14 protein-coding genes are annotated in these 14,286 nt (G+C 73.0%); 9 read left to right on the top strand and 5 right to left on the bottom strand.

What is annotated here, in order from left to right:
* The first annotated feature begins 139 nt into the window (after nt 1-139).
* Nucleotides 140-487 (top strand): hypothetical protein, encoded by a 348-nt coding sequence (locus AB0B33_RS26775; protein ID WP_247022660.1) that lies wholly within the window; start codon nt 140-142, stop codon nt 485-487.
* Between the two features lie 16 nt (nt 488-503).
* The gene (locus tag AB0B33_RS26780; RefSeq protein WP_360776704.1) at nt 504-800 is read left to right on the top strand and encodes a hypothetical protein; all 297 of its coding nucleotides are present in this window, start codon (nt 504-506) and stop codon (nt 798-800) included.
* Nucleotides 801-1,013: 213 nt separating this feature from the next.
* Here AB0B33_RS26780 and mycP read toward each other — a convergent pair whose 3' ends face one another.
* From mycP to AB0B33_RS26795, 3 genes are read right to left on the bottom strand one after another with little or no spacing between them, the layout of a single operon-like run.
* Nucleotides 1,014-2,291 carry a type VII secretion-associated serine protease mycosin gene (mycP, locus tag AB0B33_RS26785; RefSeq protein ID WP_360776706.1) on the bottom strand — a complete coding sequence of 426 codons (1,278 nt, stop codon included), beginning with the start codon at nt 2,289-2,291 and terminating at the stop codon, nt 1,014-1,016.
* 53 nt (nt 2,292-2,344) lie between these two features.
* Nucleotides 2,345-3,235, bottom strand: a complete 891-nt coding sequence (locus AB0B33_RS26790) for a DUF6177 family protein (protein WP_360776708.1) — start codon at nt 3,233-3,235, stop codon at nt 2,345-2,347.
* Nucleotides 3,232-3,576, bottom strand: coding sequence for a hypothetical protein (locus AB0B33_RS26795; RefSeq protein WP_360776710.1), 345 nt, complete (start codon nt 3,574-3,576; stop codon nt 3,232-3,234). Before AB0B33_RS26795 ends, AB0B33_RS26790 begins: the two co-directional genes overlap by 4 nt.
* Before the next feature lie 119 nt (nt 3,577-3,695).
* Here AB0B33_RS26795 and AB0B33_RS26800 point away from each other — a divergent pair, with 119 nt between their 5' ends.
* From AB0B33_RS26800 to AB0B33_RS26815, 4 genes are read left to right on the top strand one after another with little or no spacing between them, the layout of a single operon-like run.
* Nucleotides 3,696-4,064 carry a YbaB/EbfC family nucleoid-associated protein gene (locus tag AB0B33_RS26800; RefSeq protein WP_360776712.1) on the top strand — a complete coding sequence of 123 codons (369 nt, stop codon included), beginning with the start codon at nt 3,696-3,698 and terminating at the stop codon, nt 4,062-4,064.
* Nucleotides 4,061-4,387, top strand: coding sequence for a hypothetical protein (locus AB0B33_RS26805; RefSeq protein WP_360776714.1), 327 nt, complete (start codon nt 4,061-4,063; stop codon nt 4,385-4,387). The genes AB0B33_RS26800 and AB0B33_RS26805 overlap by 4 nt, the downstream gene beginning before the upstream one ends.
* A 13-nt stretch (nt 4,388-4,400) precedes the next feature.
* Entirely contained in the window at nt 4,401-8,381 is a 3,981-nt protein-coding gene (locus AB0B33_RS26810; RefSeq protein WP_360776715.1) for a hypothetical protein, read from the top strand.
* A complete protein-coding gene (locus AB0B33_RS26815) occupies nt 8,378-9,226 on the top strand; it encodes an immunity 49 family protein (RefSeq protein ID WP_360776717.1) in 849 nt (282 codons plus the stop codon). Before AB0B33_RS26810 ends, AB0B33_RS26815 begins: the two co-directional genes overlap by 4 nt.
* A gap of 4 nt (nt 9,227-9,230) precedes the next feature.
* On the opposite strand, the gene AB0B33_RS26820 is transcribed toward AB0B33_RS26815, so the two are convergent.
* Both AB0B33_RS26820 and AB0B33_RS26825 read right to left on the bottom strand, forming a co-directional pair.
* The gene (locus tag AB0B33_RS26820) at nt 9,231-10,481 is read right to left on the bottom strand and encodes a HAMP domain-containing sensor histidine kinase (protein ID WP_360776719.1); all 1,251 of its coding nucleotides are present in this window, start codon (nt 10,479-10,481) and stop codon (nt 9,231-9,233) included.
* On the bottom strand, nt 10,478-11,143 hold the full coding sequence (locus AB0B33_RS26825; RefSeq protein ID WP_360776721.1) for a response regulator transcription factor: 666 nt from the start codon (nt 11,141-11,143) through the stop codon (nt 10,478-10,480). The genes AB0B33_RS26820 and AB0B33_RS26825 overlap by 4 nt, the downstream gene beginning before the upstream one ends.
* A gap of 33 nt (nt 11,144-11,176) precedes the next feature.
* Here AB0B33_RS26825 and AB0B33_RS26830 point away from each other — a divergent pair, with 33 nt between their 5' ends.
* From AB0B33_RS26830 to AB0B33_RS26840, 3 genes are read left to right on the top strand one after another with little or no spacing between them, the layout of a single operon-like run.
* Nucleotides 11,177-11,911, top strand: coding sequence for a LuxR C-terminal-related transcriptional regulator (locus AB0B33_RS26830; protein ID WP_360776723.1), 735 nt, complete (start codon nt 11,177-11,179; stop codon nt 11,909-11,911).
* On the top strand, nt 11,911-13,557 hold the full coding sequence (locus AB0B33_RS26835) for a right-handed parallel beta-helix repeat-containing protein (protein ID WP_360776724.1): 1,647 nt from the start codon (nt 11,911-11,913) through the stop codon (nt 13,555-13,557). Before AB0B33_RS26830 ends, AB0B33_RS26835 begins: the two co-directional genes overlap by 1 nt.
* Nucleotides 13,558-13,566: 9 nt before the next feature.
* Entirely contained in the window at nt 13,567-14,223 is a 657-nt protein-coding gene (locus AB0B33_RS26840) for a response regulator transcription factor (protein WP_360776726.1), read from the top strand.
* Nucleotides 14,224-14,286 lie beyond the last annotated feature (63 nt).

Consider the following 14,286-nt stretch of genomic DNA (forward strand, 5'->3'; position numbering starts at 1 on the left):
CCATGAGCGTCCCTTCCCAGCGGCGTCCGGTGGGGGCGATGACCGGAACAAGACGCGCGCCCGTGGCGGCGCCGTTCCCGCCATAACCTGGCCGGGACAGGAAAGCGTTGTGTCGCAATCCAATCGGAGGGAACCCGCGATGTACGGTTCGTCAGGGGGAATCGACGGCGACGTCGACGCCATGCTGCGGCAGGCGAAGACGTCGTCGGAAACCGCCACCAATCTGCAGAACAGTTCTCGGCACGTGACGAGCGCCGGGGCCGACCTGCGCTCGGCGAGCAGCGGCCGGTGGGCCGACGGGTTCGCCGACGCCGACCAGAGCCGCCAGACGGTCGTCGACCACCACCTCGCCCCGAAGTACGTGGCGGCCTCCGACGCGATGCACCGCGGCGCCGGCGGCTACCAGGACGCCGACGAGGCGGCCAACCAGGAGGCCAACCGCGTGAGCTACCAGGCCGGCGGCTTCGGCATCTCGGCCCAGATCTGACGGAGGGGAAACGGCAATGAACCGGATCACCGGCAACAGCGAGTCGATCCAGGGCACGGCGCAGACCGTGGGCCAGGGCGCGCACCAGAGCCGCGAACACACCGACGACCACCACCACGGCGCGGGGTTCCTCTACGAGAACGAACTCACCGACGGGTTCGGCTCGAGCTACTACGAGGTCGTGGGCAACGTCCAGGCGAAGGCCAACGAAGCCTGGGAGCAGCAGAACGCGCAGAGCCAGGGCCTCATCCGGGCCGACGACCACCTGATGAGCGCGGTGCGCGCCGCCGAGCAGGCGATCCGCGGCATCTGAGCACGGGAACGCGAGCGGCCCCGGGAGCGATCGGCTCCCGGGGCCGCTTTCGGCGTGCCGCACCCCTCTTCGACCACCCGCTGGACCACGCGCGCGGCTCGCCGGCGAGCTGCGGCCTGCTCGACTCGGCCCGCCTGGCGAGCGGCTGCTGCTCGACCTCCGCTTCCCGGCGATGGGCACGTTGCCCGGCCCGCTTTCGGCGTGCCCGATCCTTCAGACGAGGAAGACCTGTTCCGGCGGTTCGGCGGACGCGGGTTCGGCGGGTACCGGTGCGGCCCAGCCCGCTCGCCAGCGCCGTCGCTGTCCGCGGGGCAGGATCGCCGCGAGCAGCCCGGCCAGCACCAGGGCACCGGCGACGGCGATCGCCAGCCCCTTCGCGGTGGCGGCCGTGTCCTGCTCCCGCGCCGCCTGGTCGAGCCGCGCCCGATCGGGCGGCTGGGGCACGAAAGCGGGCAGCAGTGCGGGTTTCGCCGGGTCCAGCCCGTCGGTCACGGCGCGGTACGGGTCGACCAGCCCGGCGCCGAAGGCGTGGCTGCCGCGGCCACCGCGGGCCGGGCTCGCGGTCGCCACCAGCCGCTGCGCCACCTCGGCCGCACTGAGCTGCGGCCACGCCGAGCGCACCAGCGCCGCGGTCCCGGAGACGAACGGCGCGGCGAAACTCGTGCCGTCCACGTAGGCGTGCCCGCCCGCGCGGGTCGTGGTCAGCACCTTGGCGCCGGGCGCGACGATGTCCACGTACGGGCCGATCTGCGAGCCGGACAGCCGGGCACCGTCGATGTCGACGGCCCCGACCCCGAGCACCCCGGCGTAGGCGGCCGGGTAGGACGGCAGCTCGCCGCTCGGGTCCTTCTGCGCGTTGCCCGCCGCGGCCACGACCAGCACGTCCCGCGCCACGGCGTAGGCGACCGCGTCGCGGATCACCGGGAAGTCGTCGTGGCCGGCCAATGACAGGTTGAGCACCTTCGCGCCCTGGTCCGCGGCGTAGCGGATGCCGTTCGCGACCACCTGCGGATCGATCCGCAGCGACTCGCCCTGGTCGCCGACGTCCCGGTCGCTGATCCGCACCGGCAGGATCGCCGCGTCCGGCGCCACGCCGTGGAACCCGATGCCGGGCACCGGGTCCGCGCCGATGATGCCGGCCACCCCGGTGCCGTGGGAGACGCAGTCGAACGCGCCCGGCAGCGCGCCGGCGAGGTAGAAGTCGCGTCCTGGCAGCACTTTTCCCGGCCGGCTCAGCTGCGGGTGATCGGCGTCGACGCCCGAGTCGACGACGGCGACGAGCACGCCCGCGCCGCGGCTGTGCGGCCAGGCCCGTTCCGGGGAAAGCGCTTGCTGGGCCCACGGCTGCGCCGGCACGGCGGGGTGTGCGGGCTCCGTGTCGTGGCAGGCACCGGCCGGTGGCGCCGCGTGCGCGGGCGGTGCGACGAACAGGAGCAGCGCGACCGCGGCCAGCGCGGCGGCGAGGTGACTTCGTCGGTTCACGTGCGCCATCGTCCGCCGGGCGCCTCGGCGCCGGGCCGTCGTGGCGACAACCGGACACCCGTTCAGCGGCCACCGAAGTGGTGCAGGACCTCGGCGAACTGCTCGAACGGCGGGGCCGGGTCGCCGTCGAACCGGTACCAGGCGGCGGTGTGCTCGCCGGAACCGAGGAGCTTCACGCGCGCGGCCGGTGCGCGGTGGGCGTGGGCGACTCCGCGGCCGGCCACCAGCTCGGGTCCGAAGAGGACACCGTAGGGCAGGGCGGTCGCCACGCCGGGGGAGCGCAGCCCTTCCCGCCGTCCGGGGTGCGCGCCGACGACCACCATCCGGGCCGTCCGGGCGGATTCCGCGGCCAGCGCCTCGATCGCGGCTCTCGCTACCGTGCCGGCTGCCGGGCCGCTCAGCTCGACGTCTTCGACGACCACACCGTCCACTTGCGACACCCGGAGCCGCCCGGTGGTGCCGTGCCCGACGACGACCACGGACACCGGCCGGGGAAAGTGCTTTCGGACGTGCTCGGTGAGGTCGCCGGTGGACCACGGCTCGGTGACCGGCTCGGCCACGCCCCAGCCGAGGGGCGGGCTGCCGGAGAGCACCCGCATCGCGGTCTCGGTGCTCGCACCGATCCGGGGCGGCCGGCAAGTGAGGATGCGTACCTCCAGGTCACCGGACCCGGGGATGGGCGCCTCCGCGACGACGTCGCCGTCCCGGACGAACCGGACTCCGCTCCAGGCCAAGGGGAATCCCCGGAAGCCGTCGCGGTCACCCGCGACCCAGTCGCCGCGGGCGTCCCGGAGCAGCAGTTCCAGCGGGAAGGTGAGGCGGCTGTGGGCCGGGGTGCGCAGCTGCAGCGCCCGCCCGTCGCGCGTGGCCGTCTTGGCCGCGTCGATCACCGACGCCGTGGCGGGCACGACGTCGCGGTGCTGCTCGACGACGAGGGCCTCCGCGGTGGTCACCGGCTCGACCACGGGCGGCCCCCGGTCGCGACGGCCAGTGCTTCGGCGAAGGTCCGGGCGACGGCTTCGGCCTCGACGTCGTCGTCCGGCGCGCGGCCTTCCACCCACCACACCGGGGACGGCACGTCGAGGCCGAGCAGCCGGTCCACCTCGCCCGGCACCCGGACCAGGCGGGCGCTCTCGACCGTCAGCAGGCGCCGGCCGCCGGAGTGCCGGACGCCGATCAGCTGCCGGTCCGCGTCGAGGTCCACAAAGGACCCCTCGCCCGCGGTCAGCAGCGCCGCGATGACGGCTTCGGGACCGGGTTCCCGCCGGCACAGCGCGACGACGTCGAAGGTCATGCCCGTCATCGTCGGGTGCGCCGGGGCGCGGAACACCGCCGTGGCAAGAACAAGTCACGCGGCCGTCCGGCGTCGTCGGCGGCGTGAGACTGGGCCGGAGACGTCCCCCGGAGGTGGCCGTGGATTCCCCGTTCCCGTTCGACCTGCGCGCCGATCACGCGCGCCTGGCCGGCGACATCAGGTCGACGCAGCAGCGCATGGCCGAAATCCGGGCCACGGCCGAGTCCGACGACGGGCTGATCGGCGTGACCGTCGGCGGTGCGGGCGAGCTCCTCGAACTCACGCTGGACCCGCGCATCTACCGCACCACGGACGCGGCGGCGCTGGCGCGGGACATCGCCGGCACCGTGCACCGGGCCGTCGAACGCGCCGAGGAGGAGGGGCTCGCGATCGTCGCGAGCCTGCTGCCCCCGGACGCCACCCCCGCGACGACCGACCTGCGGTTCGACCCGCTGCTGCACGAGCTCGACCGCCGGAGCGCGCGATGACGGGCATCGACCACGACCATGACGGCCGCATCGACATGGACCCCGGTGAGACGACCGCCCGGCTGGCCCGGCTGCGCGGCGCGGGCACGGCGCTGGACGCGGCGTGGCCGGGGTGCCGCGACCGGATCGAGAACCCCGGCCGGCTGGGCGGCGGCCCGCTCGGTCAGGCGTTCACGACCGTCTACAACGGACCGAAGCAGACGATTTCCGATGCGATGGCCCAGCTGACCGGCGCGTACCAGACCCTCGCCGGCAACGGGGACCAGGCGGTACAGGTCTACGAAGCCGCGGACCGCGCGGCCGCCGCCGAATTCCTCCGGTGACCCGCGCCCGGCGATGACGGACCTCCTCGAACCGGACGGCGAGCTGTGGCGCTGGGCCGTCGCGCACGGCGGCCTGGCGAAGGACTCGCTGTGGCCGCCGGACAGCGAAACCGACGCCCACAACCTCGCCCAGGCGTGGACGGACGCGGCAAAGGCGCTGCGCGACGCCGTCCAGAACTCCGACCAGGCCGCGGCCGACGTGCGGCAGGTCTGGACCGACGCGGCCGGGTTCGAGCTGTACTACTCCGTCCATTCGCTGAACCACGGCGGCGGTGGCGGCGAGTCGGGCATCGCCGACCTCGCCACCGCGATGGACGCACTGGCGGCGCTGAGCCAGGACTTCTCGAACAAGGTCAGCAGCGCGAAGTTCCTGATCAGGGCGTACATCGCGCTGAACGAAGACCTGTTCGCGCGGTGCACCAGCACGGCGGCGCGGCTGGTGTTCGCGATCAACGTGGCCGGCCAGGTGGCGAAGATCCAGAAGGACCTGGCCGACAAGTTCGGCAAGCCCCCGGAACCGAAGAAACCGAAGAAGCCCCACGGCTTCTGGGGAAACGTCGGCGAGTTCTTCGTCGGCATCGGCGAAGGTGCCAAGGAGATGGTCCTGGGCTTCGGCGCCCTGGCCGGCTACGCGGACGGCCACTGGTCGTGGTCGACCGCCGGCCAGGCCTGGGGTGGCTTGGGCAAGTTCGCCTTGGCCGCGGCGACGTATGCCGTTCCCGGACTGTCCTCTTTGGACCAGACGTACGGCCTCCCGGGCTTCGAGCGCGGCGAGATGGGCCGCACCATGGTCGACGCGGGCAAGTCCCTGGTCGCGTGGGACGACTGGAGCGACGACCCGGCTCGCGCCGGCGGCAAGGCGACGTTCAACATCGTGAGTTCGGTGCTGGGCACCAAGGGCGCGGGCGCGGCGATGCGGGGCGCGGGCGCAGCGGCGGCGGGCAGCCGGGTGGGCGCGGTCGCGGCGGCGGGGCGCGTGCTGGAGACGACGGGCTCGGCGATCACAAAGATCCCGACGGCGACGGAGGTGGCGGGGAAGGTCGTCCGCAAGATCCCGGGGGTGGAGGGGGCGCTCTCGCGGGTGGGGCTGGGGCGTCCCGCGCCCGATTTCGGCGAACCGGCCGTGCGGCGAGAGGGCGGGACGACGGAGCGGCCGCCGGAGGATCCACCGGGTGGGGGACCGCCGCCGGAGAACGTACCTAGCAGGCCACAGAACCGGACGCCGGCCGAGCACCCGCCGGAGCGGGAGCGTGCGCCGGAGGAGGACGCACCTTCGGAGCGGCCTGCTGACCACACGCTTTCGGAGCGGCCGGTCGAGCACGGGCCGTCGGAGCGCGCCATTGAGGGTGCGTCGGCGGGGCGGCCTGTCGAGCATGGGCCCTCGGAGCGGGCCATTGAGGGTGCGTCGGCGGAGCGGCCGATCGAGCACGGGCCTTCGGAGCGGGCGGTGGAGCGGCCCGCCGAACACGTGTCTCCCGAGCGGGCGGCGGAGGGGGCGCCACCGGAGCGGGCGGCCGAGCAGGCGTCGTCCGGGGGCAGGGCAGAGCCCGCCGCACAGCCGGGGTCCGTCGGGGAGACGCTGGGCCGGGAAGCGGCACGACACGAGCCGACGCCGTGGCGCGACGCGAAGGCCGAGCTGGACCCGCGTACCCAACAGGCCCACCTGACGGGTTCGCTGGCCCCGGAGCGGGAAGCGCACGCAACCGCCGGAGTGGACCGCGACCACTTCCTGGAACAGGAACGCTGGGCGGGCGCCAGTTCCCCCGAGCCGAAGACGCCGACGCAGAAGGTGGCGTTCGCCTTCCTCCGGGGGATCGGTGTCCTGCACACGGGCATCGACATGATCGCGGGCCACGACTTGCTCCCGACCAGCAAGCTGACCCCGTTGCACCCACCCAAGGACCACAAGCCGAAGACGCACGAGGAGAAGCCACCCGAGCCGGCACCGGAACCGAAGCCCGACGACCCGGGCCTGCCACCGAAGCCGGACGAAAACGCCATCGCGCACGTCGACCCCGAGACGCTGAAGGTCGACCGCATCGACCCACCAGCCGAGGCAAAACCCACCCCGGAACCCACCCCGGCCGGCGCGCCACACCCACCCGCCGACATCGACAGCGCAATCAACCCGACCGCCGGCCGCACCCCGCACCCGAACACCGGCCACGGCCCCCACCACGAGCCACCGGATCCGGACGCGAGTCACGGTCCGCACCACGACGGCCCACCAGACCCGGACGCCGGCCACGGCCCCCACCACGAGCCACCGGATCCGGACGCCGGCCACGGCCCCCACCCCGACGACCCACCAGACCCGGACGCTGGTCACGGCCCCCACCACGAGCCACCGGATCCGGACGCGGGCCACGGTCCGCACCACGACGGTCCGCCGGATCCGGACGCCGGCCACGGCCCCCACCCCGACGACCCACCAACCCCCGACGAGGTCAACGCCCGCCACGCGGAGAGCACGCCGTCGGGCAGCTCCTACCACGCCGGCGACCCCGACCTGGGCGACCTGCCCCACCGCGTCCCACCCGACCCGCACGGCCGCCACACCGTCGACGTCCACATCACCCCGGACGGCCGCGCCCGCATCGGCGACCACCACTACACCCCCAAGGAATTCGCGGAAGTCCTCCGCCGCAACGCCGACTACGACGGCGGCCCGATCCGCCTGATCGGCTGCGACGCGAGTTCCAACGCCTTCGCCCACGGCCTCGCGCGCGAACTCGACACCGAAGTACTGGCCCCGACGAAACCCGCCTGGACCGACTCCCACGGCCGCGTCTTCTCCTCCGACTTCGAGATCGGCCCCGACGGCCGGATGCGTCCCCGCATCCCACCCGACGGCGAATGGAACACCCACCACCCCGACGGCACCACCCACCCCGCGAGCGACGGCTTCGCCCCGGACACCCACCACGACGTCGACGCGGACAGCGCGCGCCACCGCGGCAACGGCGAGGCGCCCGATGACTGGCGGGACCGGCCGGGGCCGAACGGCAAGCCGCACAGCGAAAACATCAAGAACCCGAAGTACATCGAGGAGAACTACTACCGGCGGGTCAACCCGGACGGTTCGGTCGGGCTGTGGCGGCGACCCGGCAGGATGAACGCGAACCCGCCGCACCCCGAACTGGACCTCGTGGACGGCAAGCCCGCGTTCAAGAAGGACCGCCCGCCCACCGAGTCGCTCGGGTACGACGAAGGCCGTTCCGGGCACTTCCCGCCGGAGCACGTGCCCGGGGAACACTTCGACACCCGGAACTGGCGCGAGCGGGACTACCACGACATCGGCGAGAAGATAGCTGATCGCGAAGCCAAGAAGCAGGTATACGACCGTACCCCCGCGGACTCCGACGGCTGGGTCGAGGCGCACAACGCCAAGAACAACGCGTCCGAGTCCCTCGGCGAAGAAGCGTCGAACCACGCGATCCGCGACCAGGTGCACCGGCGGTTCGGCGAGGCCTTCCCGGACGAGGAGTTCGACTTCCGGCCCCACCCGGACTCGGCTCCGGGGGACCAGCGGTTCCAGCTCGTCGACGCCCGCGGCGACGTCCGAGCGGAGATCACGCCCCACCACCCGACCGACGGCGGCAAGCCGGGGAACACCAACTTCGACCAGATCTGGGAGGTCGACTACAAGAACGGCGGTGAGCCGCACTACGTCGTCCACGAGGCGAAAGGGCCGGGTGGCAAAGCGAGCGAACGCTACCTGCCGCTGGAAAACCGCACGGTCAAACAGGGCCACCCCGACTACTTCGACGACACGCTCAAGAACATGAGACGCGGCGACAAGAACCTCGCCCACGCGCTGGCACTGGCCAAACTGGACGGACGGCTCGATTACGTCGAGGTCCGCGCGCGAGTGGACGAGTCGGTCACACCGCACGTCAACCTTGGTTACGATCACAAGCCGTACAACGGCTACGGATACCGATCACCCGAGCTCGGAACCGAGCCCGTCCCGCCGGAGGAACGACCGCGATGACCACCGTGCCGAGGCACCCCACCGACGAGAGCGCCGCGTGGGAGGAGATCGAAGACCTGTCCCCGCAAGTCATCACCTTCCTCGACCGCGTCGGGAAGAACGCCGCCGCCCTCAAGAACCTTCAGCAGACGACACTCATGCTCACGCAGTGGCGGACGGTCGTCGATCCGGTCGCCGGTCAGCTGGAGACCTGGGAAGACCTTCGCATCGCGGCCCAGGCCGCCACCGCGGTCTTCACGGCCGCGGACACCGGCGAAGGGCAGCCGGTCGAGGCCGTGGTGGCCAAGCCGGTGCGATTCGCCGCTACCGGACCGACGTCGGCCGCGAACCCCGGTGCCTGGCTCAACGCAGCCTGGCTGGCCGTGATCGACCGCAACGATGACCTCATCCAGCGGCTCTGCGCCGTGTCACCGGAGACCCTCCGCGCAGCGGGCACCGAACACGACGCCTACCTGGATCCGTGGGTGGAGACCGTGCGGACGTTCCTGGCCCACCGCGAAGTGACGCCGGAGCTGTTCGGCGCGGCCATGGACGGCACCGACCCGGACAACGCCCGGGTCACCCCGCCCCAGGTCATGCTCCAGCTGGTCTACCCGCCGATCAAGACGTTCTATTACCTGCTTCGCCGCGACCAGGCGCAGTTCACCTCGGCCCTGACCGACACGGTCCGGCAGCACCGGACGTTCTGGAGCGCCGACGGGCTCGCCGATTCCCCGGACGGTTTCCTCGCGCTGGCGCCGCTCGCGATCGCGGTACTGGCCCGTTCGGTCGGGATTTCCGTCGACGTCGACTCGGAGTACCTGCCGCGGAACTTCGTGGACGGCATCCGCCCGGTCGGCGCGTGACGGGCTAGACCGCGCTCACCGGGAAGCGCAGCTCGAAGATCGCTCCGCCCTCATCGGCGTTGTAAACCGACAACGTCCCCCCGTGCGCCTCAGCCACCCACCGGACGATCGACAACCCCAGCCCCGACGAGCCGCCCGTGCTCGCGAACCGGTCGAACGCGTCCTCGGTCACCGTCGTGTCGATCCCCGGACCGTGGTCCGCCACCGTCACCGTGCCGCCCGCCACCATCACGTGGACGATCGCCGGGGCGCCCGGCTGGCGGCCGTACCTCAACGCGTTGTTGAGCAGGTTCCCCACCGCTCGCTGGACCAGGGCCGGGTCGGCGTTGACCTTCGTCGGGGCCGTCGTCACCGTGACCTGGGCGCCGTCGGGCTCCGTGTCCTCGACCACGCCCGCCACGAGCTGGTCGAGCCACACCGGCTGGATGCTCAGCTGCTCGACGCCGGCCGCGAGGCGGGCGCGGACCAGGAGGTCGTCGATGATGCCGCCCATCCGCGCCGCCAGGCGGACCGTGCGGGGGAGCAGGTCCGTGCGCTGGGCCGGGTCGAGCATCGCCGTCTCGGCCAGTGCGCGCAGGGCCGCCACCGGGGTGCGCAGGTCGTGCGCGGTTTCGGCCAGGAGGACCTCCTGTTGCTGCAACGCCGACGCCGCCGGGCGGATCGAGCGGCCGGACAGCACGTGGCCCGCGAAGCCGAGCGCCGTGACCAGCAGCGCGCAGCCGCCGACCACCAGCAGGACGAACCGGGTGTGCTCGGCTGAGGCCGCCGCCGTGTCCTCGACCGCGACCACCGCCGCGAACGGCTTGCCCGTGCGGCTCAGCAGCGGCTCCGCCCGGACCTGGACCAGCTCGCCGCCGGTGCCGCGCTGGTAGCCCGTCACGACCGTGCCGCCGCGGACCGCCTCGGTGGCCAGCCCGTCGAGCACGCCGGCGTCGACCGGCACGCACGTGCGCCGGGACAGGTGCGCCTGGAACCCGGCCGCGCCGCCCGGCAGGATCGCGAACTGCGGGCACTGCTCGTTCAGCACGTCGGTGTTGACCAGCGAGAGGTCGATCGCGGCGTCGTAGCCGACCAGCCTGCTGACCGACGACGTGACGCGCAGGAGTTCGGCGTCGATCCGCTCGGTGCCCTTGTCGGCGTCCTCGCTGATCATGAACCACGCGAACGCGACCAGCCCGATGGCGTTGACCGCGGTGAACAACGCCGTCAACGCCCAGCGCAGCCGGCGCAAGCGGTCGGCCGACGAGCGGTTCACCGGTCGCCCAGCCGGTAACCAAGGCCGCGGACGGCGTGGATCAGCTCCGGTTCCCGCAGCTTGCGGCGCAGCCGCCGGACCGTCACGTCGACCACGTTCGACATCGGGTCGGTCGTGCTGTCCCAGCAGTGCTCCAGCAGCTCGGCCCGCTCCACCGGGTCCCCGCCGCGCACCATCAGGTACTCCAGCACCGCGTACTCCTTGTTCGACAACGTCAGCAGCACGCCCGCCCGGCGCACTTCGCGGCGCGCGCAGTCCATCACCAGGTCGTCGTGCCGCAGCACCGACGGCCGGTCCAGCGAGGCGCGGCGGCAGAGGTTCAGCACGCGCTCGGTCAGCTCCGCCACAGCGAACGGCTTGACGAGGTAGTCGTCACCGCCGTGCTCGAAGCCCGCGACCCGGTCGGCGAGGGCGTCGCGCGCGGTCAGGAACAGGACCGGCGTGCGCCAGCCTTCGACGCGCCTCGCGTGGACGTACCCGATCGCGTCGCCGTCGGGCAGCATCCGGTCGAACACGACGCAGCCGTGCCGGCCCGCGCGCAGGGCCTGGTCGGCGCCCGCCAGATCGCCCGCGACCTCGACGTCGAGGCCGGCCGCGCCGAGCCGCGCGGCCACCGCGACCCGCAGGTTTTCGTCGTCTTCGACGACCAGGACGGTTGTCATCGAAACCTCAGGTGCCCGGGGGAGAGTGGCCACATGCTCGAGCACGTTAACGCGTCGGCGAGCGGAGACCAGCGGATCCGCGGGATCTGGCATGAACCGGCCGCGGCGAAACGAGGGGATGGCGCGATGAACCAGGGAAGCGGGCTCAGTCTCGTCGAGGGGACCGGACCGGACGCGCTGCCGGACACGGCGGTCAGCGAGGTCCTGATCATGAGTGCCGACACTAGTGCGGCGTCCGTCGGCGAGTTCCGCCGGATCGCCCACGCGAACCTGCGCGCGGGGGTGCCCTGCCGGGCGCTGTTCCCCGACTCGGCACGGCTTTCGGGCACCGCGCGGGCGCTCGCGCTCGCCGGCGCGCAGGTGCGCACCGACACGGAAGTGCCGATGGACGCGCTGGTGCTGGACCGCAAGTCCGTCGTGCTGCCCGCTGAGCGGCCGGGCCCCGCGATAGCCGCGTTTCGCTTGCCGGGGATGGTCACCGCGACGGCCGGGCTGTTCGAACGGGCCTGGCGGACCGCGGTGCCGCTCGGGCCGTCGGAGCTGCCCGAGCCGGGCGACGACGAAATGCTGACCGCGCGCGAGCAGGACCTGCTGGTGCTGCTCTGCTCCGGCAGCACCGACGAGTCGGCCGCGGTCCAGCTGGGCATCTCGGTCCGCACGGTCGGGCGGATGGTCGCCGACATCATGAACCGCCTCGGCGCGCGCAGCCGCTTCCAGGCCGGCGCCAAGGCCGTCGACCGCGGCTGGCTGCTGGCCGAGGCGGGCTGATGACCGGCCGCACCCTGGCGGTCGCGGCGCGGCCCGGCGCGTACGCGACGATCGGCGACGCGCTGGCCGACGCCGGCGACGACGCCGTGATCACCGTCGCCGCGGGCACCTACCACGAGGTTTTCGAACTGGCCGGCCGGCGCGTGACGATCGAAGCCGCGGCCGGCGCGGCCGTGATCGTCGACGGCGGTGGCGCCGACCAGCCGGTCTTCGCCATCCACGGCGGATCCCTTGCACTGCGCGGGATCGAGGTGCGCGCCGGGGGCGCGGGCGCGATCTCCGCCGACGACGTCGTGCTCACCGTCCGGCAGTGCGTCTTGGCCGGCGGCCGCGGCCCGGCCATCCGGATCCGGGGGACCGCGGGGTTCGAGGTGACCGGGTGCGCCGTCGCGGGCGGGGAGCAGGGGATCGTCGTCGAAGGCGGGTCCGGCACGCTCGCCGACACCACGGTCCAGGACGTCACCGGCGATGGTGTCATCGTCGCGATGGGCGCCGACCCGGTGATCCGCAACTGCGCGGTGACCGGGTGCGGGCTGCGCGGGCTGTACGTCTACCAGTACGCGCGGCCGGTCGTCGAACGCTGCGAGATCACCCGCACCGGCCAGGAGGGCATCGCGGTGGCGCACCACGGCGCACCCGAGCTGGCCGGCTGCACGGTCCGCGACACGCGGGGCGCCGGGATCGCGTTCGCCACCGGCTGCGGGGGCCGCGTGGCCGGCTGCCGGGTGGAGAACACCGCCGAACCGGGCATCGTGGTGGCACCGGGGGCGACGACCACCGTGGTCGCGGCAAGCGACCCGGCGGCGCCCGGTGGCCTCGGCAGCCAGGAGCTGGACGACCTGCTGGCCGAGCTGGACGCGATGGTCGGCCTGCCGGGCGTCAAGGCCGAAGTGCGGGCGCTCGTCGACGAGCTGCAGGTCAACGAGTGGCGCCGCCGGGCCGGGCTGCCGGTCGGCGCGACCGGCCACCACCTGGTGTTCGCCGGCGCGCCCGGTACCGGCAAGACGACGGTCGCGCGGATCTACGGGAAGCTGTTGAAGGCACTGGGTGTGCTGCCGCGCGGCCAGTTTCGCGAGGTGTCGCGCCGGGACCTCGTCGGCCAGTACATCGGGCACACCGCGGAGAAGACCGCGGTCGTGGTCGAGGAGTCGCTGGGCGGCGTGCTGTTCATCGACGAGGCCTACATGCTGTCGCGGGCGGCGTCGGCGGGCGGCGACTTCGGCCAGGAAGCCATCGACATGCTCGTCAAGCTGATGGAGGACCGCCGCGACGACGTGGCCGTGATCGTCGCCGGCTACACCGCCGAAATGGCGGAGTTCATGTCGGCCAACCCCGGGCTCGCGTCCCGCTTCGGCAAGACGATCGAGTTCGCCGACTACACCCCGGGCGAGCTGCTCGGCATCGTCGGCCGGATGGTGTCGGCGGGGGACTACGCGCTGGACCCGGCCGCGCGCCCGGTGCTGACGGAGTTCTTCACGCGCGCCGCCGCCGAGCCGAACTTCGGCAACGCGCGGGACGCACGGCGGCTGTTCGAAGGCATGCGCAAGGCGCAGTCGCAGCGGTTGCGGCAGCTGGGCCGGATCCCGGACGTGGGCGAACTGCGCGAGCTGCTCGCCGACGACGTCGTGGCAGCCGCCGCACGCTAACGTGCTGGGGTGCGGGTGCTGGTGACCGAGGACGACAAAAATCTGCGGGTGGCGCTCGACGCCGCCCTCCGCGCCGCCGGGTTCGCGGTCGACACCGTGGCTGACCTGCCGGCCGCCGACGAGGCGCTGTTCGTGAACCCGTACGACTGCGCGGTGTTCGACCGGATGCTGCCCTCGGGCGACGCGCTGCGGTACGTGAGCGGGCGGCGCCGCGAGGACTGGCCGATGCCGGTGCTGTTCCTGACCGCCCGCGACAGCGTCGCCGACCGGATCGACGGCCTGCGCTTCGGCGACGACTACCTCGTCAAGCCGTTCGCGATGCCGGAACTGGTGGCGCGGGTGCGCCGGCTGTGCCGCCGCGACCTGACCACGCGGCCGGACGTGCTGCGCTGCGCGGACGTCGAGCTGGACAACGGCAAGCACCAGGTGACCCGCGCCGGCGTGCTGCTCACGGTGACCCGCAAGGAATACCTCGTCCTCGAACGGCTGATGACCGCCGCCGGCCGCCCGGTTTCGCGCACCGCGTTGCTGGCGTACGCCTGGGACGAGGCGGCCGACCCGGGGTCGAACGTGCTGGAGGTGGTGATCGGCCGCCTGCGGCGCAAGCTGCGCGACCCGGTGCTGATCCACACCGTGCGCGGCGTCGGTTATCGCATGACCGGGTGAACGAGTGCGCGGTTTCATCGGAATTTCATGATCGCTCGGCAGCATTCCCCGCGTCGAGGTCAA

The organism is Amycolatopsis sp. NPDC049159 (assembly GCF_040648295.1).
GTDB lineage: Bacteria > Actinomycetota > Actinomycetes > Mycobacteriales > Pseudonocardiaceae > Amycolatopsis > Amycolatopsis pretoriensis_A.